Below are 19,493 nucleotides of genomic sequence, written 5' to 3' on the forward strand. Positions count from 1 at the left end.
GGGTACCAGAGTGTCCTTATCCTGGTGTCAGCACTACCTGGCAACAGGGTCCGCGCCCCGGCAGGCTGGAGGCATGACGACGATGTTCCAGGAGACCGCGCCCACCGCGCCGACGTCCAACGGCTCCGGCGCGGCGATACGGCGGCACGAACTCGCCGGTTTCCTGCGCAGCCGCCGCGAGCGGATCACCCCGGAACAGGTCGGCCTCCCGCGCGGCGCCCGCCGCCGCACCCCGGGCCTGCGCCGCGAGGAGGTCGCCCATCTCTCGGCGGTCGGCGTGACCTGGTACACCTGGATCGAACAGGCCCGGGACATCCATGTCTCCGTGCAGGTCCTGGACGCCCTGGCCCGCACGCTCCTGCTCGACGCCGGGGAACGCGCCCACCTCTTCCAGTTGGCCGGCGCCACCGACCCGACGCCCGCGGCGAACTGCGAGGGCGTCACCGACGCCATGCGCATGACCCTGGACCAGCTCGACCCGCTGCCCGCCTGCGTCCAGAACAGCCGCTACGACATCCTCGCCTACAACCGCACCTACGCCCGTCTCTTCAACGACCTCGACGCGATCCCGCCCGAGGACCGCAACTGCATGCTCCTCGTCCACACCCACCCCGACTGGCGGGCCGCGATCGTCCACTGGGAGGAGACCACGCGGCTGATGGCGGCCAAGCTGCGCGCCGCCATGGCCGGGCACCTCTCCGAGCCGGCCTGGAAGATGCTGGTCAAGCGGCTCCAGGCGGAGTCCCCGGAGTTCCGCGAGAACTGGGAGCGCTACGAGGTCGTCGCCCACCGCACCAAGAGCAAGGAGTTCCGCAACCCCTACGTCGGTCTCCTCACCCTCCACCACACCGACCTGTGGCTGAGCCCGGACCACGGGGCCCGCCTGGTGTCGTACACACCGGTGGACGAGGAGAGCCGGGGGCGGCTGGAGAGGCTGTACGCGTTGTTCAACGGGAACGGCACAGGGTGACCTTGTCACCGGGGTGCAGGACGACCGGCAGCCGCCAGCTGCTGACCGTCGAGGAGCGGCCGGCCTTGTCCACCGCTACGAGATAGGGCCGCCCCGAACCGTCCGTGCAGGACTGCAGGACGACCTTCGATCCCCACTCCGTCATCTTGATGTGGTCCTCGCTCAGGGTTTTCGCCAGCTCCTGTCGGTCCACCTCACGCAGGCTGCGCTTCTTCAACGTGAGCGTCACGCTGCCGTCCCCGTGCCGCTCCACCGCATACGCCCCCGACCCGCCCGCCGACCCCGGCACCGCGACCGCCACCGCCGCCGCGACGGCACAGGCCCCCAGGGCGAGGGAGACCCGCCGCCGGGTGACGAGCGGCCGCGGCCTCGGGGCGCTCACCTCCTCCCGCAGCTCGATCTCCCGCCGCAGCTCCGCCAGCAGCCGGTCCTCGAAGCTCTCCCGCGCGCTCATGCCTCTCCTCTGACCACGTTCAGCACCGACAGGTCCGGCACCACCGACGCCTCCGTCTCCGCCTCCGCGCGCAGCGCCTTGCGGGCCCGGTGCAGCCGGACCCTGGCCGTCACCTGGCGGATGCCGAGCGCGGTGGCCGCCTCCGCGACCGTCAGCTGATCCACCGCGACCAGCTCGATCACCGCCCGTTCGCCCTCGGGCAGCCGGGACAGCGCGGCCAGCAGCCGCCGGCCCGGGCTCTCCGCGTCGAGCTTGTCCTCCAGCCGGACGATGTCGTCCGCCTCGAGCAGCCGGCGCCCCGAGAACCGCCGGTTCCGCTCCGCCTCCCGCGCGACCCGGCGCCGCTCCGAGGAGACGACGTTGCGCGCGATGCCGTACAGCCAGGCCGTCTCGCTGCCGAGGCCCGGCCGGTAGGTGTGGGCCGAGTCGAGCACGGCGAGGAAGATCTCGGCGGTCAGATCGGCCGCGGTGTGCGGGTCGTCCACCCGCCGCGCCACGAACCGCGTCACCGCGTCCACATGCCGCCGGTAGAACTCCTCGAACCCCGCTAAGAGCCCTGTTCGCTCCCCGCCCTCCACGGACGCCTCCCTCTCCTCGGCTGCACCCGTACTTGGTACGGGCCCCGGGAAGCGTTACGGCGCCTCGGCGGTCAGGCGTTCACCCCGGACGCCGCCCCCCTGGCGTCCCGCGGCTCCTCCTCCAGCCGGCGGGCCGTCCGCTCCGCCGTGCGGCGGGCCCAGGGGCCGGTGGTCAGGGTGCCGAGGGCGAGCACCAGCAGGCCGCAGGCGGTGAGGATCCACCAGCCGGGGACGGCGGCGGCGACGAAGGTCTCGCGGTACGAGGTCACGCTCACGCCCGCCGCCAGCACCGCGCCGACCACCGCGACACCGAGGGTCTGGCCCAGCTGCCTGCTGGTGGAGGCGACCGCCGCCGCGACCCCGGCCTGGCTGCGGGGCATCCCCGAGACCGCCGTGTTGGTGATCGGCGCGTTCACGAAGCCGAAGCCGATGCCGAAGAGGGTGTAGCCGAGGAACAGCGTGACGTTCGAGGTCTCCGCGTCGAGGACCGCGAACAGCAGCGCGCTCGCCGTCATCGCGACGCCCGCGACGACCAGCGGCAGCCGGGGGCCGCGGCTGCCCACCAGCCGGCCGGACAGCGGCGCGCACAGGAACATCGGCACGGCCATCGGCAGCATCCACAGCCCCGCCTCCAGGGCGTCCAGCCCGCGGACGTTCTGGAGGTAGAGCGTGGACAGGAAGAGGAACCCGCCGAGCGCCGCGAACGCGCTGATCGCCACGACCGTCGCCCCGCTGAACGGAGCCGAGCGGAAGAAGCGCAGGTCGATGAGGGGTTCGGCGCGGCGCGGCTCGTAGATCAGCAGTCCGGTGAGCGCGCCGAGCGCCAGGGCGGCGAAGGGGCCGCTGGTCGCGAGGCCCGCGCCGGGCGCCTCGATGATCGCGTACGTCAGGGAGCCGAAGAGCGTGATCACCAGCAGCTGGCCGACGGGGTCGGGGCGGCGGGCCCGCGGCGCGCGGGACTCGGGGACGAAGCGGAGGGTGAGCAGCAGGGCCGCGAGGCCGACCGGGAGGTTGACCCAGAAGATCGCGCGCCAGCCCACCGCCTCCACCAGCGCCCCGCCGAGCAGGGGGCCGGCCGCCATCGAGATGCCCACGACCGCGCCCCACACCCCGATCGCCCGGGCCCGCTCCCGGGGGTCGGTGAAGGTGTTGGTGATGATCGACATGGCGACCGGGTTCAGCATCGAGCCGCCGACCGCCTGCACCATCCGGGCCGCGATCAGCAGGTCCAGGCTGGGCGCGAGGGAGCACAGCAGCGAGCCGAGGGAGAACACCACCAGGCCCGCCATGAACACCTTGCGGCGGCCGATCCGGTCGGCGGTGGAGCCCGCGAGCATCAGCAGCGCGGCCAGGACGACGGTGTAGGCGTCGATGGTCCACTGGAGTCCGGCGGTGGAGGCGTGCAGATCGCGCTCCATCGCGGGCAGCGCGACGTTCAGGGCGGTGGTGTCGAGGCTCACGATCAGCAGGCTCATGCAGCAGATCGCGAGGACGAGCCGACGGCGGCGGGGGCTGAGCTCGGGCATGCGTGAATAGTACGCCTAACTAATGAATATGGCTCGTGGGGCGTGCCGTACGTGAGAATGGGCAAATGTCCACGACCGCGCCCTCGCCGAACACGACCCTGCGGATCGGCCCGCACGCCGTCCAGCCGCCCGTAGTCCTGGCCCCCATGGCCGGCATCACCAACGCGCCCTTCCGCACCCTGTGCCGGGAGTTCAGCGGCGGCAAGGGCCTGTTCGTCAGCGAGATGATCACCACCCGGGCGCTGGTCGAGCGCAACGAGAAGACCATGCAGCTGATCCACTTCGACGCGACGGAGAAGCCGCGCTCGATCCAGCTGTACGGCGTCGACCCCGCGACCGTCGGCAAGGCCGTCCGCATGATCGCGGAGGAGGGCCTCGCCGACCACATCGACCTGAACTTCGGCTGCCCGGTCCCGAAGGTGACCCGCAAGGGCGGCGGCTCGGCCCTCCCCTACAAGCGCCCCCTGCTCCGCGCGATCCTGCGCGAGGCGGTGTCCGGCGCCGGGGACATCCCGGTGACGATGAAGATGCGCAAAGGCATCGACGACGACCACATCACCTACCTCGACGCCGGCCGCATCGCCGTGGAGGAGGGCGTCACCGCCATCGCGCTGCACGGCCGCACCGCCGCCCAGCACTACGGCGGCACCGCCGACTGGGAGGCCATCGCCCGGCTGAAGGAGCACGTCCCCGAGATCCCCGTCCTCGGCAACGGGGACATCTGGTCGGCCGAGGACGCGCTGCGGATGGTCCGCGAGACCGGCTGCGACGGGGTGGTCGTCGGACGCGGGTGCCTGGGCCGGCCGTGGCTGTTCGCCGACCTGGTGGCCGCGTTCGAGGGACGCCACGACGACTTCCGCAGGCCGCCGCTGCGGGAGGTCGCCGACGTGATGGTCCGGCACGCGACCCTGCTCGGCGAGTGGATCGGCGACGAGTCCAGGGGAGTCGTCGACTTCCGCAAGCATGTGGCCTGGTATCTCAAGGGCTTCGCGGTCGGCAGCGAGATGCGCAAGCGCCTCGCCGTCACCTCCTCCCTGGAAGAACTCCGTTCCGGGCTGGACGAGTTGGAACTCGACCAGCCCTGGCCCGTCGGCGCCGACGGGCCTCGCGGCCGTACGTCCGGCAACAACCGGGTGGTGCTGCCGGACGGCTGGCTGAAGGACCCGTACGACTGCGCGGGCGTCGGCGAGGACGCGGAACTGGACACCTCCGGCGGCTGAACCGCCCGGCCGCCCGCGGTCGGTGGGGCGGTCAGTCCTTCTTGGGGTGCATGGTGGAGCCGTAGGCCGTCAGGAAGCGGTCGCGGAAGGAACTCATCTTCCACACCGGGGCGTTGTGGGCGGGCCGCAGACCGTCGGTCCACTTCCAGCTCGCGATCTTGTCGAGGACCTTCGGGTCCTTGGCGACGATCGAGATCGGCACGTCCCGGCTGGCGTTCTCCCCGCTGACCCGGGAGATCGGCTGGTGGTCGCCGAGGAAGACCAGGACGGTGTCGTCACTGCCGTAGCGCTCCAGCCACTCCGTCAGCGCGGTCACCGAGTACTGGATCGACTTGCCGTACTCCTCCTTGGACTTGGTGGGGTCGGCGATGACGTCGGACGCCTTGTTGCCGGCCGCCTCGATCGCGTCGAAGACCGAGCCGTCACCCAGCTCGTCCCAGCCGACCATCTTGGGGATCGGCGCCCACGGCTGGTGGCTGGAGGTCAGGATGATCTCCGACATCAGCGGCTTGTCGCGCCGCTTGGAGTGCTCCAGCTGCTGGAACGCCTCCAGCGCGTACTGGTCGGGCATCGTCGACCAGCTGAACTTCGGTCCCCGGTAGCCCATCTGGAAGGCGTTGTAGACCTTGTCCAGGCCGTAGAACTTCGCCTCCGGCCAGCCCTTCTGCACACCCGGCATGATCCCGACGGTGTCCCAGGCGCCCGTCTTGCGAAACGCCTTGGTGAGGGAGAGGTGGTCGCTGGCCATCACCGTGCGGTAGCGCTGCTGGTTGTCGACCCACAGCCCGGACAGGGTGGTGGAGTGGCCGAGCCAGCTGCTGCCGCCGTACGTCGCCGAGGTCAGCCAGCCGCTCTTCGCGCGGAAGCCGGCCTTCGCGAGGGCCTCGGTGCGGGCCTGGAGGGTGGCGTCCACGCCGGGGGCCATGATCGGGTCCTCGATGGCGCTGCGGCCGTAGCTCTCGATGAACGTGAAGATCATGTCCTTGCCGCGCAGATCGGGCACGAGCTGGTCGGCGGGGGTGTTGCCGAAGGTGTCGCTGCGGGTCTCCTTGCCGAACGCGGCCTCGTCCCGGATGGTGTCCCGCACCTTCCGGGCCTCGGACTGGAGCTGGTTCGCCACCCGGTCGGAGGCGACCGGGATCCCGGCGTACTGCAGGCCCAGCACCGAGCAGGTGATCCAGGCGGTGCCCGCGATCAGGGTGCCGCGGGTGGCCCTGCGGGGGTCGCGGACCAGGATGTTGCTCAGCCGGACGGTGGCCAGCGCCGTCACCGTGATCACGAGGACGACCAGCAGGACCACGCCGACCGCCGCCGCGAGGGCGGCGGTCCTGCCCAGGGTGTCCGCGAGATACGACTGCGCGTCGTCCAGCAGGCCCCAGTCGAGGACCAGGTTGAAGTCCCGGCCCAGGTAGTCCACGAAACCGATGTCGAGCAGGTTCAGCACCGTCAGCGCGCCGAGCACCGCACCGCCGAGCGCCGCCAGCGCGATGCGCGGCCTACGGGGCAGCGCGAGCAGCACCGCCGCCCCGATGATCGCCTCACCCGGCAGCCGGATGAACCGGTTCACCTGCAACGCGGCCATCCGGTTCGGCAGCAGCAACGCCCCGATCACCCACACGAGCGACAACAACGTCACCGCCCACCACACCCCCCGTGCGGCCCCGGGATGCCGCCCCCGCCAGCCCCGCAGATAGGCGATCCGGGCCTTGAGGGAGGGGTGCGCGGCGGAGGCACCCTCGGAATCGGTGACCGGCTCGGAGACGGATTCGGTGACGGGCTCGGTGACGGGCTGCTCCGAGGGGGAGTCCGCCGGTTCCTGCTCGGGTGCCGAAGGGGGCACGTCGGCGTCCTCGGGGTCTTTCGAAGCCGCCGGCTGGGGTGAGGGAGTGGAGACAGGCACCCGAGGGTCCTTCCGTACGAAGCCCGGTGTTCGGCGGACCCGGCGCGGGAAGCCGGATCCGCCTCAGTTTCGTACGGCCTGCCCCCGGCCCGTGTTCAGCCCCCTCGGCCAGTGGTCGGCAAACACCGTGCAAACCTCACCCCAAGCTCCCCGCCCGGCCGCCGCTACGCCCCGCCGACCGCCGTGAGCAGCGCCAACGGGGTGGCCGCCGCACGGGACTCCCGTACGCACGCGTGCGGGTAGGGAACCGGTTCGGCGTGGGTGTCCCGGCCGTAGCCGGCGAGCACCTCGGGGAGCCGGTGCCCGGTCGCCGTCGCCGCGTCGACCAGCGCGCGGGCGACCGTGCGGGCCTCGTCGTGCAGCCCGTACCGCGCGAGCCCCAGGGTGATCAGCGCGTTGTCGTGCGGCCAGACCGAACCCCGGTGGTAGGAGAGCGGGTGGTACGCCGGCTGCCCGGCGGCGAGCGTGCGTACGCCCCAGCCCGAGAAGAAGTCGGGTTCCAGCAGGCGCCGGCCGACGACTTCGCCGTACTCCTTGTCCAGGAGCCCCGACCACAGCAGATGCCCGGCGTCGGAGGCCAGCGCGTCGACCTGGCGGCCCGCCCCGTCCAGCGCGAGCGCAGGGAAGGAGTGCTCCGGCATCCAGAAGTCCCGCTGGAAGCGGTCCCGCAGGTCGGCGGCCGCCTGTTCGAGGAGGGCGGCGTACGTGGTGTCCTCCCACACCGTGCGCGCCACCCACGCCGTGCGGCGCAGCGCGTCGTACGCGTACCCCTGCGCCCCCGCCGCCATGACCGCCCCGGTGGCACGGGTGCCGTCGGCGGAACAGATGGAGCCGGGGGAGTCCTTCCAGTTCTGGTTGGCGAGGCCGCCCTGGTCGGCGCGGTAGATCAGATAGCCGCGGGTGGTCAGGCCGCCGTGGTCGAGCATCCAGGCGACCGCCGCGCGGGCGTGCGGCTCCAGTCGGCGGGCCAGCGCGGTGTCGCCGGTGTGTTCGACGTACGCGCCGAGCACGACGAGGAAGAGCGGGGTCGCGTCGACCGAGCCGTAGTAGCGGCCGTAGGGGACCTGCCCGAAGTGGGCCAGCTCGCCGTGCCGCACCTCGTGGACGATCTTGCCGGGCTGGGACACCGACGGCGCGTGGGACTCGGTCGCCTGGGCGGCGGCGAGCGCCGGGAGTGTGGCGGCGGCCAGCTCCGGTCGGTAGGGCAGCGCGAAGAGGGAGGTGAGGAGGGCGTCGCGGCCGAGGAGGGCGAGGAACCAGGGCGCTCCGGCGGCCGGTACGCGCAGCTCCTCGCCGTCCGGACCCTTGGCCTGAACTTGGAGCGTGGCGAGATCGGCGAGCCCTCGAACACAGGCGGTCGCCAGTTCGGGCCATTCCGTAGGAAAAGCGACACCTTCCATGAACTGTCCCTCAAGCGCAAGAGCCTTTTCAGCCATTGCGGAAGGGGAGCAGGGGACGCGTAGCGCACGCTTCTCGCCATGCGGCCGGGCCATCACGCGCAGGATCAGCTCGGCGCTGCCGTGCGCCTCCAGCTCCAGCGTCCACACCAGCCGGCGGGCGCCGGTGCCGGTCTCCTCGACGGCGTCCGGGGCGGGTTCGGCGGTCACCGTCGTACAGGACCGCCACTCCCCGCGCCGGTAGCCGAACTCCACGCCGTCGTCGAGGATCTCGCGGCGGCGGACGACGCCCGTCTTGGCGTACGTACGGTGGTCGGCGCGCAGCTCGAACTGGTCCGTGAAGTCCGCGTCCACGGTCAGGGCGAGCCGGACCGTGGTCGGCACCGGACGGTTGCCGACCACCCGTACCGACTCCACGAACGAGCAGTCCCCGACGGCCTGTTCACGGAAGAGCGTGCAGGACGGCGGCTCGTCGCGCCCGCCGCGCGGGACGAGCACACAGCGGGTGGTGTCCCCGCCCGCGACCGGCGCGAGTTCCTCCGGCACCGCGCCGTCCACCGTGAGCTGCCAGCGGCTGAGGTGCCGGGCGTCCCGGACGAACAGCCCCTGCGGGGCGGAGCCGACGCCCCTCACCCCGCTGATGTCCCCGCGCTCGCCGACAGCGGCGAACGTCCCGCCGTACACGAGCAGATGATGCCGGTCCGTCATCCCCGGTCCCCTCCCTTGTCGGTCGCGGTGTGCTGGTGGAGCAGGTCGAGCGTGAGTGCGGCGGTCCAGCTGAAGCCGGTCGCGCCGCAGGCCTCGCCGGTGTACGGATCGACGTACTCGGCGAAGTCCGAGGCCGGCGCGGTGTCCAGGACGTCCTGGCGCAGCGCGTCCGCCTCCGCGAGGTGGCCGTGCAGCCGCAGGCCGCGCTCCAGGAGCCAGGCCGTGTTGAACCAGGCCGGGCCGCGCCAGTAGCGGTGCGGGTCGAAGGCCTCGGCGAGCAGGTCGTAGCTGGGGACGAGACGGGTCGTCGTACCGACCCCGAAGTGCGGGCCCCGCAGCGTGCGGACGACTCCCGCCACCACCTCGCGCGGCAGGTCCGGCAGGAGCAACGGCACCAGCCCGGAGACCCCGCGCTCGCGGATCAGGGCGTCATCGGGCCGGGGCCCGGAGCCTCCGCCTGCGCGGACCTCGACGGCTTGAGGCCGCGGCTGGGAGCCGCCGCGTTCACCGGCCGGGTCGCCCTCGGCTCGGGGCTGGGGGGTTCCGCCTTCGCCGGCCGGGGCTCCCTCGGGGTGGGTTTCGAAGTCCGCGCGTGCGCCGGTCGGGTCGCCTCGGTCGGCGTCCCCGGCGCCTACCGCGGCGTAACCCGGGCGGGACCGTGGGCCGCTGCCTTCGCCGGCCGGGTCGGCCTCGGGGTGGGTCCCGAAGCCCGCGCGTGCGCCGGTCGGGTCGTCTGCCGGGCGGGACCGCGGACTGCTGCCTTCGCCGGTCGGGTCCCCCCAAGGCCGGGCTTCGGAGCCTGCGCGGGTGCCGGCCCGGGGGTCCTGGGGCCGGGCTCCGGAGTCACTGTCCGACCGGACGCGGGCGTCTTCGGGCCGGGGCCCGCGCTCTCCGCCCCCGTGCCCTGGCCCCGGCACGGGCCCGCAGCCCCCGCGTCGGCGGCCCTGGCTCTCGGCGCCCCGCACGTCCCGGCAGAAGAACATGCCCTCCACCGGGTCCCACAGCCGTTCCACGAGCGCCGCCGTGAGTCGCTCGGCGCGCGCGTGGCGGGCGGTCGCCGTCGCCCCCAGCTCGCGCGCGATCCGGGCCAGGGCGTGCTCGGAGGCGATGAGCAGCGCGTTGAAGGAAGGATCCTCCACCGCGAAGTCGCCCCTCCCGTCCGCGTACCCGGCGTCCCGGTAGTCCGTCGCCAGCCGGACGTAGCGCCCGTAGTCGAGGTCCGTCGGCCGGTCCTCGGCCGCCCCGTGGTCGAGGTCGGCGCGCCGGAAGGAGCGGGCCGGGGCCGGGGCGACCCGGGAGAGCGGGGCGTCCCAGCTCGGCGCGTTGTCCATGCCCTGCTCCCAGGGGTGGACGACGCAGACGAGGCCGGCCCCGCCCAGGTCACGCCGGTGCAGCAGATAGCGGTGCCAGGCGGCCAGCCGTGGGTAGACCCGGGCCAGGAAGCCCCGCGCCCGGGACAGCCCCGGGTCGGCGCGGTGCACCAGCCAGGCCGCGAGCGCGTGCACCGGTGGCTGCACGATGCCCGAGGTCTGTACGGTGCGCGGGGCGCCCGCAGCGCGCCCCGCGGTCGAGGAGCGCCAGAAGTCGGGGCTCGGGAAGTAGGCGTCGAGCGGCACGGAGGGGTTGAAGACGATGTGCGGGATGCGCCCGTCGCCCCACTGGGCGGCCAGCAGGGTCTCCAGCTCGGTCTGCGCCCGCAGCGGCGAGACGTGCCGCAGGCCGATCGCGACGAACGCCGAGTCCCAGGACCACTGGTGCGGGTACAGCCGCCGCGAGGGCACCGTCGAGGTGCCCGTCCAGTTGCCCTCCAGCACCTTCACCGCGCCGTCGTGCACCGCTCTGAGGTGCGGCGGACCCGGTGGCGCCGAAGGATCGTATACGGCGGTGAACTCCGCCGGGCGGGCGATGAGCTGGGCGGTGCGATCCACTCGGGGCTCCCCGAAAGACGTCAAGGCGGCCCCCTGGTTCGGCAGGGGCTACCGTAGGGTTACGTCTATTTAACACGCAAAACTCAATATGTAATGCAAGCTTGAGAAGCACAAGGGGGTGCGCATGACTGGGCGTCCGGGACGGACCGGCAGGGCGGGTGGTCAGGCCGGCGCCGGAGAACTGCTCGAACTGGTGCGTAGCGGGCGGGCGACGACCCGCGGTGCCCTGCAACAGGCGACGGGCCTCTCCCGGGCGACGGTCGGACAGCGTCTGGACCGGCTGTTCCGGGCCGGCTGGCTGCGCGAGGGCGCGGGCGGGCCGGTCGGCTCACCGCAGGGCGGGCGGCCCTCGATCACCCTGGAGTTCGACGACGACCACGCGGTGGTGCTCGCCGCCGACCTGGACACCCGGCACGCCCGCGCGGCCGTGCTGTCGCTGACCGGCGAGATCCTCGCGGAGCACTCCGGCGCGCTGGCGGTCGAGGACGGCCCGGACCTCGTCCTCGGTGAACTGGGCGGCTGGTTCGCCGAGTTGCTGGAGAAGGCGGGCCACCGGTCGCAGGAGGTCTGCGGCATGGGCCTCGCCGTGCCCGGTCCGGTGGACAGCGACACGGGCCGGGTGATGCAGCCGCCGATGATGCCCGGCTGGGACGGCTACGACATACGCGGGCGCCTGGCCAGGTCGTTCACCGAGCGCACCGGAGCCCCCGCGGTCCCCGTCCTCGTCGACAACGACGCCAACCTGATGGCGTACGGCGAACAGCGCACCGGCCACCCCGACTGCTCGGCGTTCGTCCTGGTCAAGGTCTCGACGGGGATCGGCGCCGGGGTCGTGGTGAACGGCTCGGTCTTCCGCGGCATCGACGGCGGCGCCGGGGACATCGGACACATCCGGGTGGGCGCCGAGGCGCTGTGCCGGTGCGGCTCCTACGGCTGTCTCGCCGCCGTGGCCAGCGGTGGTGCCGTGGCCCGCAGGCTGGCGGAGACCGGGGTGCCGGCGGCCTCCGGCTCGGACGTACGGGACCTGCTGGCGGCCGGGCACCCGGGGGCGGCGGCGCTGGCCCGGGAGGCCGGGCGGCAGGTGGGGGACGTCCTGGCGACGGTCGTGACCCTGCTGAACCCCGGGGTGCTGATGATCGCCGGGGACCTGGCGGGCACCCCCTTCCTCACCGGGGTGCGCGAGCTGCTCTACCAGCGTGCCCTGCCCCGCTCCACCGCCCGTCTGGACGTGGTGACCTCGCGGCTGGGGGAGCGGGCGGGGCTGGTGGGAGCGGGTGCGCTGGTCGTGGAGCACCTGTATGCACCCGAGCGGGTGGAGGAGCGGTTGCTGGCCCTGGGGGTGTGAGGGACGCTCGTGAGTGCACCGCGGTGGTCCGGATGGTGAAATCCGAGCCGCTGCGACGGCGTGATTCTCGCCACCCTTGAGGGGGGTATTGCTCAGATGAGCGGATCATGGATCGAATGCACTTCCTCAAGGGGTGGCACTGGGTGCCACCCTTCGATCGTTCATCGATCGAAATCAGACGTGCGGGATGGCTGCTCATCTGAGCGGAAAAACGCACCTGTGGGCGGCATCGCGTTCAACAAGTGAAAACATGCGCCGGTCTTCGCTTGCCAAGCCTTGACTTTCGATCCACTGGCTGACGACGGGTTACGGGCGCATGACGCACAAGTGGACGTACCCAGGCTCCTTCGATCTGGGTATGTTCCTCGCCGTCAGGGCAGCCACCGCGTCCTCGAGGAGTCGAGACCCGTGTCGGAAAACAAAGAACCCCACGTAGTGAAGTTCGTTTACGACTTCACCGAGGGCAACAAGGACCTCAAGGACCTCCTGGGTGGCAAGGGCGCCAACCTCGCCGAGATGACCAACCTGGGCCTCCCCGTCCCGCCCGGCTTCACCATCACCACCGAGGCCTGCAAGGTCTACCTGGAGAGCGGCGAGGAGCCGGCGGCACTGCGTGACGAGGTGAGTGCGCACCTCGTCGCCCTCGAGGAGCGGATGGGCAAGAAGCTCGGCCAGGCCGACGACCCGCTGCTCGTCTCGGTCCGCTCGGGCGCCAAGTTCTCCATGCCCGGGATGATGGACACGGTCCTCAACATCGGTCTCTCCGACAAGTCGGTCCAGGGCCTCGCCCGGCAGGCCGGCGACGACCGCTTCGCGTGGGACTCCTACCGCCGCCTCATCCAGATGTTCGGCAAGACCGTCCTCGGCGTCGACGGCGAGCTCTTCGAGGAGGCCCTCGAAGGCGCCAAGGCCGCCAAGAAGGTCACCGTCGACACCGAGCTGGAAGCGGCGGACCTGAAGAAGCTCGTCACCAAGTTCAAGAAGATCGTCAGGACCGAGGCGGGCCGGGACTTCCCGCAGGACCCGCGCGAGCAGATGGACCTCGCCATCAAGGCGGTCTTCGACTCCTGGAACGGCGACCGCGCCAAGCTCTACCGCCGCCAGGAGCGCATCCCCGGCGACCTCGGCACCGCGGTCAACGTCTGTTCCATGGTCTTCGGCAACCTGGGCCCCGACTCCGGCACCGGCGTCGCCTTCACCCGCGACCCCGCCTCCGGCCACCAGGGCGTCTACGGCGACTACCTCCAGAACGCCCAGGGCGAGGACGTCGTCGCGGGCATCCGCAACACCGTCCCGCTCGCCGAGCTGGAGCGGATCGACAAGAAGTCCTACGACCAGCTCCTCGGCATCATGGAGACGCTGGAGAACCACTACAAGGACCTCTGCGACATCGAGTTCACCATCGAGCGCGGCCAGCTGTGGATGCTCCAGACCCGGGTCGGCAAGCGCACCGCCGGTGCCGCCTTCCGTATCGCCACTCAGCTGGTCGACCAGGGGCTCATCGACGAGGCCGAGGCGCTGCAGCGGGTCACGGGCGCCCAGCTCGCCCAGCTGATGTTCCCGCGCTTCGACGAGGACGCGAAGGTCGCCCAGGTCGGCCGGGGCATCGCCGCCTCGCCGGGCGCCGCCGTCGGCAAGGCCGTCTTCGACTCGTACACCGCAGTGAAGTGGTCCCGCTCCGGCGAGAAGGTCATCCTGGTCCGCCGGGAGACCAACCCCGACGACCTCGACGGCATGATCGCCGCCGAGGGCATCCTGACCTCCCGTGGCGGCAAGACCTCCCACGCGGCCGTCGTCGCCCGCGGCATGGGCAAGACCTGTGTCTGCGGCGCCGAGGAGCTCGAGGTCGACACCAAGCGCCGCCGGATGACGGTCCCCGGCGGACACGTGGTCGAGGAGGGCGACGTCATCTCCATCGACGGCTCTTCCGGCAAGGTCTACCTGGGCGAGGTCCCGGTCGTCCCGTCCCCCGTCGTGGAGTACTTCGAGGGCCGCATGCACGCCGGCGCCGACGACGCCGACGAACTCGTCGAGGCCGTCCACCGGATCATGGCCTTCGCCGACCGCAAGCGCCGGCTGCGCGTGCGCGCCAACGCCGACAACGCCGAGGACGCGCTGCGCGCCCGCCGCTTCGGCGCCCAGGGCATCGGCCTGTGCCGCACCGAGCACATGTTCCTCGGCGACCGCCGGGAGCTGGTCGAGCGCCTGATCCTCGCGGACACCGAGGCCGAGCGCGAGGAGTCCCTGGCACAGCTCCTGCCGCTGCAGAAGAAGGACTTCGTCGAGCTGTTCGAGGCGATGGACGGCCTGCCCGTCACCATCCGCCTCCTCGACCCGCCGCTGCACGAGTTCCTGCCCGACATCACCGAGCTGTCGGTGCGCGTGGCGCTCGCCGAGTCCCGCCAGGAGCCGCACGAGAACGAGCTGCGCCTGCTCCAGGCCGTCCACCGCCTCCACGAACAGAACCCGATGCTGGGCCTGCGCGGCGTACGGCTCGGCCTGGTCATCCCCGGCCTGTTCACCATGCAGGTCCGCGCCATCGCCGAGGCGGCCGCCGCCCGCAAGAACGCCAAGGGCGACCCGCGCGCCGAGATCATGATCCCGCTCGTCGGCACCGTCCAGGAGCTGGAGATCGTCCGCGAGGAGGCCGACCAGGTGGTCGCCGAGGTCGAGGCGGCCACGGGGGTCTCCCTGAAGCTGTCCATCGGCACGATGATCGAGCTGCCGCGCGCCGCACTGACGGCCGCGCAGATCGCCGAGGCCGCCGAGTTCTTCTCCTTCGGCACCAACGACCTCACCCAGACGGTCTGGGGCTTCAGCCGGGACGACGTGGAGGCGAGCTTCTTCACGGCGTACCTCGAGAAGGGCATCTTCGGGGTTTCCCCCTTCGAGACGATCGACAAGGACGGCGTCGGCTCCCTGGTCAGGGCGGCGGCGACGGCCGGCCGCGCCACCCGCCCCGACCTCAAACTCGGCGTCTGCGGCGAGCACGGCGGCGACCCCGAGTCGGTGCACTTCTTCCACGAGGTGGGCCTCGACTACGTCTCCTGCTCCCCCTTCCGTATCCCGGTGGCCCGCCTCGAAGCGGGCCGCGCGGCCACCCAGTCGGCGGGCAGCGACCACCGCTGAGCCCCTCCGGGGGCCTGTGAACCCCGGAGCCGCCGTCGGTCCCCGACCCTCAGCACCGATCGGCGGCGGCTCCGGCACGCAAGAGGAGGGCGGCACCCTGTGCAAAGGTGCCGCCCTCTTGGGCTGTCCACACCGCTGGTCCGGCATCTCCTGTGCCACGCCAAGACGCCGGCCCTGGACGACACGGTCCGCGCGAACATCGCGTGCGCCAGGCGAAAATCGTCGACGCGGCGAAGGCGGCCGACGCGCACGACTTCATCACCGCACTGCCCGAGGGCTACGACCCGCAGATCACCCTGGCGCACGGCCCGGCTCCCCATGGGCCGACTCCCACCCCTCACCATCGCCCGCACGGTCCTGCGCGACACTCCGGCCCTCGTCCATGACGAACCCACCACGGGCGTCGACGCCCTCGCGATCCACCACATTCTCGAATCCCTGCGCCGTCTGATGACGGGCCGCCACCACGAACTCGGCCGCTGGGCACGGAATACACGCATCTGTACGGCTCCCAGAACCTGGCGACGACGACGGCCTCTGCCCTGCCATGACGAGGGAGGCGTACGCGCTTGCGGGGCAGGGCGAGGGCGGCGGGTACTGGGCGGGCCGGTGGCTTGGCCTGCGCCCCGTGGCGCTTTTTCGGTGTCCGGTTTTCGATCACCTGATGTGGTGGTGGATCGGAGACTAAAGGATTCGCCATGTGAACCTGACGCTACTTTCTGTAGCGGCCGAGGTCGATGGGACTTCCGGGTTCAGGAGTGTAGGCATGAAGAGCGCTGTGCTCGGTGCAGTGGCGGCAGGGCTGTTGGTGGCCGGAACGGGGGCCGCAGTGGCCGATTCGTGGCACAGGATCTCCCTGATGGAGACCACTGGTGCCTCCTTCCGGGAGGGGCGTTACCGCTTCAATGCGCCAGAGCGGGAGCACGGGTCGTTCGAGTGGAAGGGCAAACTGAGCGACACGGAGCGTGAGGACGGACACAACGTCTACATGTTGGTACGTGTTGAAGGACACTCCTGGGTCCGCTATCGCGGCAAGCAGGGGAAGGCGGTCTCCCTGCATGGCTCGAATTGGGACGGTGCCCAGCTCTACACCAGCAAAGCGGAGATGAGGGTTTGTCGTGATCGCGGCAGCCTCAGGCCCGACAACTGTTCTCGCACCAGGCCGTTCTCCAACCCCCGATAGAAGCCTTTCGGAATCGTGGGGCCCAGATGCCTGCATCTGGGCTCCCGCTCGTCATAGGGAAACTGTCATCAATACGCCAGAAGTCTTGTGTGCCAGAGGCCTCGAACTCTTCTACGGGGAGACGCCCGCTGTCAGGAACGCCGACATCAGCCTGCACCAAGGTGAAGTCGTAGCGATCACTGGGCAGAGCGGCTCCGGCAAGTCCTCGTTGCTGTACTGCCTCGCCGGGGTCCTGCCTGCGGCGGGCGGTGTAGTCCGCTTCGAGGGACGCGACCTCGGTGAGCTTGACGATGAGGAACTCAGCGCGCTGCGCCGTGAGCGCTTCGGCTTCGTATTCCAGTACGGCGAGCTGATCCCGGAGCTCACCGTGGAGGAGAACACGGCTTTGCCGCTACGTCTGGCCGGACAGCGCAAGGCGGAAGCGCTGACCGCTGCAGGCGAGGTTCTGGGCCGGCTCGGCCTTGCTGACCTACGACAGCGGCGGCCATCCCAGGTATCTGGAGGGCAGAGTCAACGCATCGCGGTTGCTCGGGCATTGGTACATCAGCCGGCCGTGATTTTCGCCGACGAACCGACTGGATCGCTTGACAGCGCCAATGCCACGGCGGTGTTGGAGGAGTTTCTGTCCCTTGCGCGCTCTCAAGGGGCAGCGGTAATCCTAGTCACGCACGACCCCCAGGTGGCCTCTCGCGCCGACAGTCAATACGTCATGTGTGACGGCATTCTCGCGGCCTTGGCCCGGGAGGGGAAATGAGCGAGCTCCTTTTGGGTTTGCGGTTGCTGCTGGGCAGTGGTCGGGGTAACCGCATCCGGTTTCTTCTCATGGCGGGAGGCAGCGCGGTCGGCGTGTGCTGCCTAGCCATGGTGCTTGCGATTCCCGGGATCTTGGCCGCGCAGGACGGACGCAAGGCGGCCCGCGAGTCGGAATGTCGTCGCGACGAGAGCCGAGTTTGCGTTGGAGCTGGAAAAGCTCCACTTGAGCTCGAGCTCACTGATCCTTACGGCTCCCGGCCCATGACCCGCATCTTCCACGCACCGGGCGCCACCACCGTCCATCCAGCGCCGGGGCTAAGCGCGATGCCCGCTCCCGGCGAAGTGTTCGTCTCACCTCGACTGCACGAGGAGCTCAAAAAGGAGCCAGGTCTCATCCAGCTGGTTCCCGGGAGGGAACGGGGAATCATCGGCGCTCAGGGCCTGGCGCACCCTGACGAGTTGTATGCGTACATTGGTGTCAGTCGAGACAAGCTGAAGAACGGCGAGCCCGTTACGTCCTACGGCTGGCGGTTCACCAATGACGAAACAGTCGAGCCTTCAACGCTGGACATCGTGCGGTTCACACTCGCTGGTGTTGTACTTCTTCCGCTAACCGTCTATTTGTCCGTATGTGCGCGATTGTCAGCTTCTGCGCGGATCCGTCGCCTTGCTGCGCTACGGCTGCTCGGGCTGAGCAAGAAGGGCGTTCAACGCGTCAATGCAGCTGAGACGGTGGCTGCGGCGCTGCTTGGTGCCGTACTCGGTCTGAGTATCTATGCGGTCGCCAATCAGCTCATCTCCCGCATCGGTCTTCCTGGCTTCCGGTGGTACCCGTCAGATGGTGCGTTGTCCCTGTCCACCGTGCTCGTCTGCTTGGTCGGTTGTCCGGCGCTCGCGTGGGTCGCAGGAGTAGTGGGAGCCAGGAAGGCTGCGGCGAACCCGTTGGCTGTCCGGCGGAGTGCTATGGAGGAGCCTCCCGCCAAATGGGGGTTGCTCCCGCTCCTGCCAGGACTGGGCATCGTTACCGGGTATTGCGTAGCAGGGGCAACAGGGCATGCGCCGAGGGACACATCGCTCTCATCGATTCTCATGCCACTGGCCGTCACTCTGGTCGGTATTGGGCTCGTATTGTCGCTTCCTGTGCTCTCGCGAACTCTGGCCCGAATCCTGGCACGCGCCAGCCGCTCCTTGTCCCTCGGTCTGGCCATGAGGCGCAACGAGGTGGAACCGGGCGGGGCCCTGCGAGTAGCGACTGGCTTGGTGCTGTTGATCTACGCCGGATCGCTTGTGCAGGGCGTTCTCATCGAATTGGATCAGGTTTCCAAGAATACTGCTCCAGTGCAGACTTACGAACTCCCGCTCGATAGCGTCTCAAGAAAACGACAACAGGAATTTGAGAAAGTCTCGGGAGTTCAGGGTCATGTGGTCGAGGCGAGCACATGGACGGACCTCAATGCCGACACGACAGAGGAAGCTGTCAGCGTCGTGATTGCCACGTGTGCTCAGTTGCACGGGGTCGCGCCTATGGTGAAAGGCTGCGTGAATGGGCGGCCTATGCGGTTGGTGGCCCCGAAGCAGGTATATAACGAGGCCAGTAGGCCTGGAGAAATCTATCCGCTCCACCTACGCGACCAGGTAAATCGACGGCGTGTTTTCAAGGTTACGGTGCCGAAGGATGCGGTCCGCTACCAAGACAGCGCGGCAATCTCCATTGTCGAAAGCGGCGCCGTGCTCCTTCCGCCCTCTTCCCTTCCTGCCGGGTTCCGCCCCGAAAAATCTACTCTCGTCCTCCTCAGCAGCTCCGATCCTGCCACCGTCCGGGCTGTTCTGGACGACTTCGGTGCGGTCGATCCCACGGCCAGGGTGGAGACTCCCGGCGTTGTGGTCAGTGCCCTTCAACAGATCGCCGTGGTCAGGACGATCCTCGCTATGGGGATGGTCCTCGGCCTCATCATTGGCGTGGCTGCCTATCTTGTGGCCGCCACCGACCGCGCTATCGAACGCCGACCGCAGGTCACCGCCCTGTCTCTCCTCGGCGCACGGCCCCGCACCTTGCGAGCTGTGCAGGTGACGCAAGTTGTCCTCCCCCTGGCTGCTGGTTTGGTGCTGGCCGTCATGGCTGGCAAGGCTGCCGAGTCCAGTTACCTGGTAACGGGGGGAGGAGCGATTTTCTGGGACGGGGACGGGGTGCCGTTGTTGCTGGCCTGTGCTCTTGGGGCTGTCGTGATTGCCGGCCTTGGGTCTCTGCCGCTGATCGGCCGGCGTATCGATCCCGAGCTCATCCGACGGGACTGACCGTCGAGGGGTTGGAGAAGAGAGGGGCGGCACACTCCCGGGGGTGTCGTCCCTCTCCTGTGTGGGGTCCATGGGGAGTTCCGGGTGTCCTTGCGCTGCTGGGGGCG

At 70.3% G+C, this 19,493-nt stretch carries 13 protein-coding genes; 7 read left to right on the forward strand and 6 right to left on the reverse strand.

The features are described 5' to 3' along the window. The first annotated feature begins 73 nt into the window (after positions 1 to 73). Positions 74 to 970 (forward strand): helix-turn-helix transcriptional regulator, encoded by an 897-nt coding sequence (locus AQJ58_RS02965; RefSeq protein WP_067244464.1) that lies wholly within the window; start codon positions 74 to 76, stop codon positions 968 to 970. On the opposite strand, the gene AQJ58_RS43225 is transcribed toward AQJ58_RS02965, so the two are convergent. The 3 genes from AQJ58_RS43225 to AQJ58_RS02980 form a co-directional block, all read right to left on the reverse strand. Next, positions 948 to 1,424, reverse strand: a complete 477-nt coding sequence (locus AQJ58_RS43225) for a hypothetical protein (protein ID WP_067244465.1) — start codon at positions 1,422 to 1,424, stop codon at positions 948 to 950. The genes AQJ58_RS02965 and AQJ58_RS43225 overlap by 23 nt on opposite strands. Continuing rightward, on the reverse strand, positions 1,421 to 2,002 hold the full coding sequence (locus AQJ58_RS02975) for an RNA polymerase sigma factor (RefSeq protein WP_067244467.1): 582 nt from the start codon (positions 2,000 to 2,002) through the stop codon (positions 1,421 to 1,423). Before AQJ58_RS02975 ends, AQJ58_RS43225 begins: the two co-directional genes overlap by 4 nt. A gap of 71 nt (positions 2,003 to 2,073) precedes the next feature. Continuing rightward, on the reverse strand, positions 2,074 to 3,528 hold the full coding sequence (locus AQJ58_RS02980) for an MFS transporter (RefSeq protein ID WP_067244468.1): 1,455 nt from the start codon (positions 3,526 to 3,528) through the stop codon (positions 2,074 to 2,076). A 65-nt stretch (positions 3,529 to 3,593) separates the two neighbouring features. Between AQJ58_RS02980 and dusB the strand changes: the two genes are divergently transcribed. Further along, positions 3,594 to 4,748 carry a tRNA dihydrouridine synthase DusB gene (gene dusB, locus AQJ58_RS02985; RefSeq protein ID WP_067244470.1) on the forward strand — a complete coding sequence of 385 codons (1,155 nt, stop codon included), beginning with the start codon at positions 3,594 to 3,596 and terminating at the stop codon, positions 4,746 to 4,748. A gap of 31 nt (positions 4,749 to 4,779) precedes the next feature. Here dusB and AQJ58_RS02990 read toward each other — a convergent pair whose 3' ends face one another. The 3 genes from AQJ58_RS02990 to AQJ58_RS44190 all read right to left on the reverse strand — a co-directional run bounded on the left by AQJ58_RS02990 (position 4,780) and on the right by AQJ58_RS44190 (position 10,681). Next, positions 4,780 to 6,588, reverse strand: coding sequence for an alkaline phosphatase family protein (locus AQJ58_RS02990; RefSeq protein ID WP_067244472.1), 1,809 nt, complete (start codon positions 6,586 to 6,588; stop codon positions 4,780 to 4,782). 224 nt (positions 6,589 to 6,812) lie between these two features. Next, positions 6,813 to 8,753 (reverse strand): amylo-alpha-1,6-glucosidase, encoded by a 1,941-nt coding sequence (locus AQJ58_RS02995; RefSeq protein WP_067244474.1) that lies wholly within the window; start codon positions 8,751 to 8,753, stop codon positions 6,813 to 6,815. After that, positions 8,750 to 10,681 carry an MGH1-like glycoside hydrolase domain-containing protein gene (locus tag AQJ58_RS44190; protein WP_234359938.1) on the reverse strand — a complete coding sequence of 644 codons (1,932 nt, stop codon included), beginning with the start codon at positions 10,679 to 10,681 and terminating at the stop codon, positions 8,750 to 8,752. The genes AQJ58_RS02995 and AQJ58_RS44190 overlap by 4 nt, the downstream gene beginning before the upstream one ends. Before the next feature lie 124 nt (positions 10,682 to 10,805). Here AQJ58_RS44190 and AQJ58_RS03005 point away from each other — a divergent pair, with 124 nt between their 5' ends. The 5 genes from AQJ58_RS03005 to AQJ58_RS03025 all read left to right on the forward strand — a co-directional run bounded on the left by AQJ58_RS03005 (position 10,806) and on the right by AQJ58_RS03025 (position 19,386). Continuing rightward, positions 10,806 to 12,026: an ROK family transcriptional regulator gene (locus AQJ58_RS03005; protein WP_199844516.1), complete on the forward strand. Its 1,221-nt coding sequence runs from the start codon at positions 10,806 to 10,808 to the stop codon at positions 12,024 to 12,026. A 408-nt stretch (positions 12,027 to 12,434) separates the two neighbouring features. Next, positions 12,435 to 15,155, forward strand: coding sequence for a pyruvate, phosphate dikinase (ppdK, locus tag AQJ58_RS03010; protein WP_067244477.1), 2,721 nt, complete (start codon positions 12,435 to 12,437; stop codon positions 15,153 to 15,155). Positions 15,156 to 15,921: 766 nt separating this feature from the next. After that, positions 15,922 to 16,338: a hypothetical protein gene (locus AQJ58_RS03015; protein ID WP_067244479.1), complete on the forward strand. Its 417-nt coding sequence runs from the start codon at positions 15,922 to 15,924 to the stop codon at positions 16,336 to 16,338. 85 nt (positions 16,339 to 16,423) lie between these two features. Then, positions 16,424 to 17,092: an ABC transporter ATP-binding protein gene (locus tag AQJ58_RS03020; protein ID WP_234359939.1), complete on the forward strand. Its 669-nt coding sequence runs from the start codon at positions 16,424 to 16,426 to the stop codon at positions 17,090 to 17,092. Then, a complete protein-coding gene (locus AQJ58_RS03025) occupies positions 17,089 to 19,386 on the forward strand; it encodes an FtsX-like permease family protein (RefSeq protein ID WP_067244481.1) in 2,298 nt (765 codons plus the stop codon). The genes AQJ58_RS03020 and AQJ58_RS03025 overlap by 4 nt, the downstream gene beginning before the upstream one ends. Positions 19,387 to 19,493 lie beyond the last annotated feature (107 nt).

The sequence above is a fragment of the Streptomyces sp. DSM 15324 genome (assembly GCF_001514285.1).
In the GTDB taxonomy this organism is placed as follows: Bacteria; Actinomycetota; Actinomycetes; order Streptomycetales; family Streptomycetaceae; genus Streptomyces.

Coding starts and splice junctions, on each gene's coding strand:
- AQJ58_RS03005 (WP_199844516.1), top strand. CDS start 10,806: ATGACTGGGCGTCCGGGACGGACCGGCAGGGCGGGTGGTCAGGCCGGC.
- AQJ58_RS02965 (WP_067244464.1), top strand. CDS start 74: ATGACGACGATGTTCCAGGAGACCGCGCCCACCGCGCCGACGTCCAAC.
- AQJ58_RS03015 (WP_067244479.1), top strand. CDS start 15,922: ATGAAGAGCGCTGTGCTCGGTGCAGTGGCGGCAGGGCTGTTGGTGGCC.
- AQJ58_RS03025 (WP_067244481.1), top strand. CDS start 17,089: ATGAGCGAGCTCCTTTTGGGTTTGCGGTTGCTGCTGGGCAGTGGTCGG.
- dusB (WP_067244470.1), top strand. CDS start 3,594: ATGTCCACGACCGCGCCCTCGCCGAACACGACCCTGCGGATCGGCCCG.
- AQJ58_RS43225 (WP_067244465.1), bottom strand. CDS start 1,424: ATGAGCGCGCGGGAGAGCTTCGAGGACCGGCTGCTGGCGGAGCTGCGG.
- AQJ58_RS02995 (WP_067244474.1), bottom strand. CDS start 8,753: ATGACGGACCGGCATCATCTGCTCGTGTACGGCGGGACGTTCGCCGCT.
- AQJ58_RS02980 (WP_067244468.1), bottom strand. CDS start 3,528: ATGCCCGAGCTCAGCCCCCGCCGCCGTCGGCTCGTCCTCGCGATCTGC.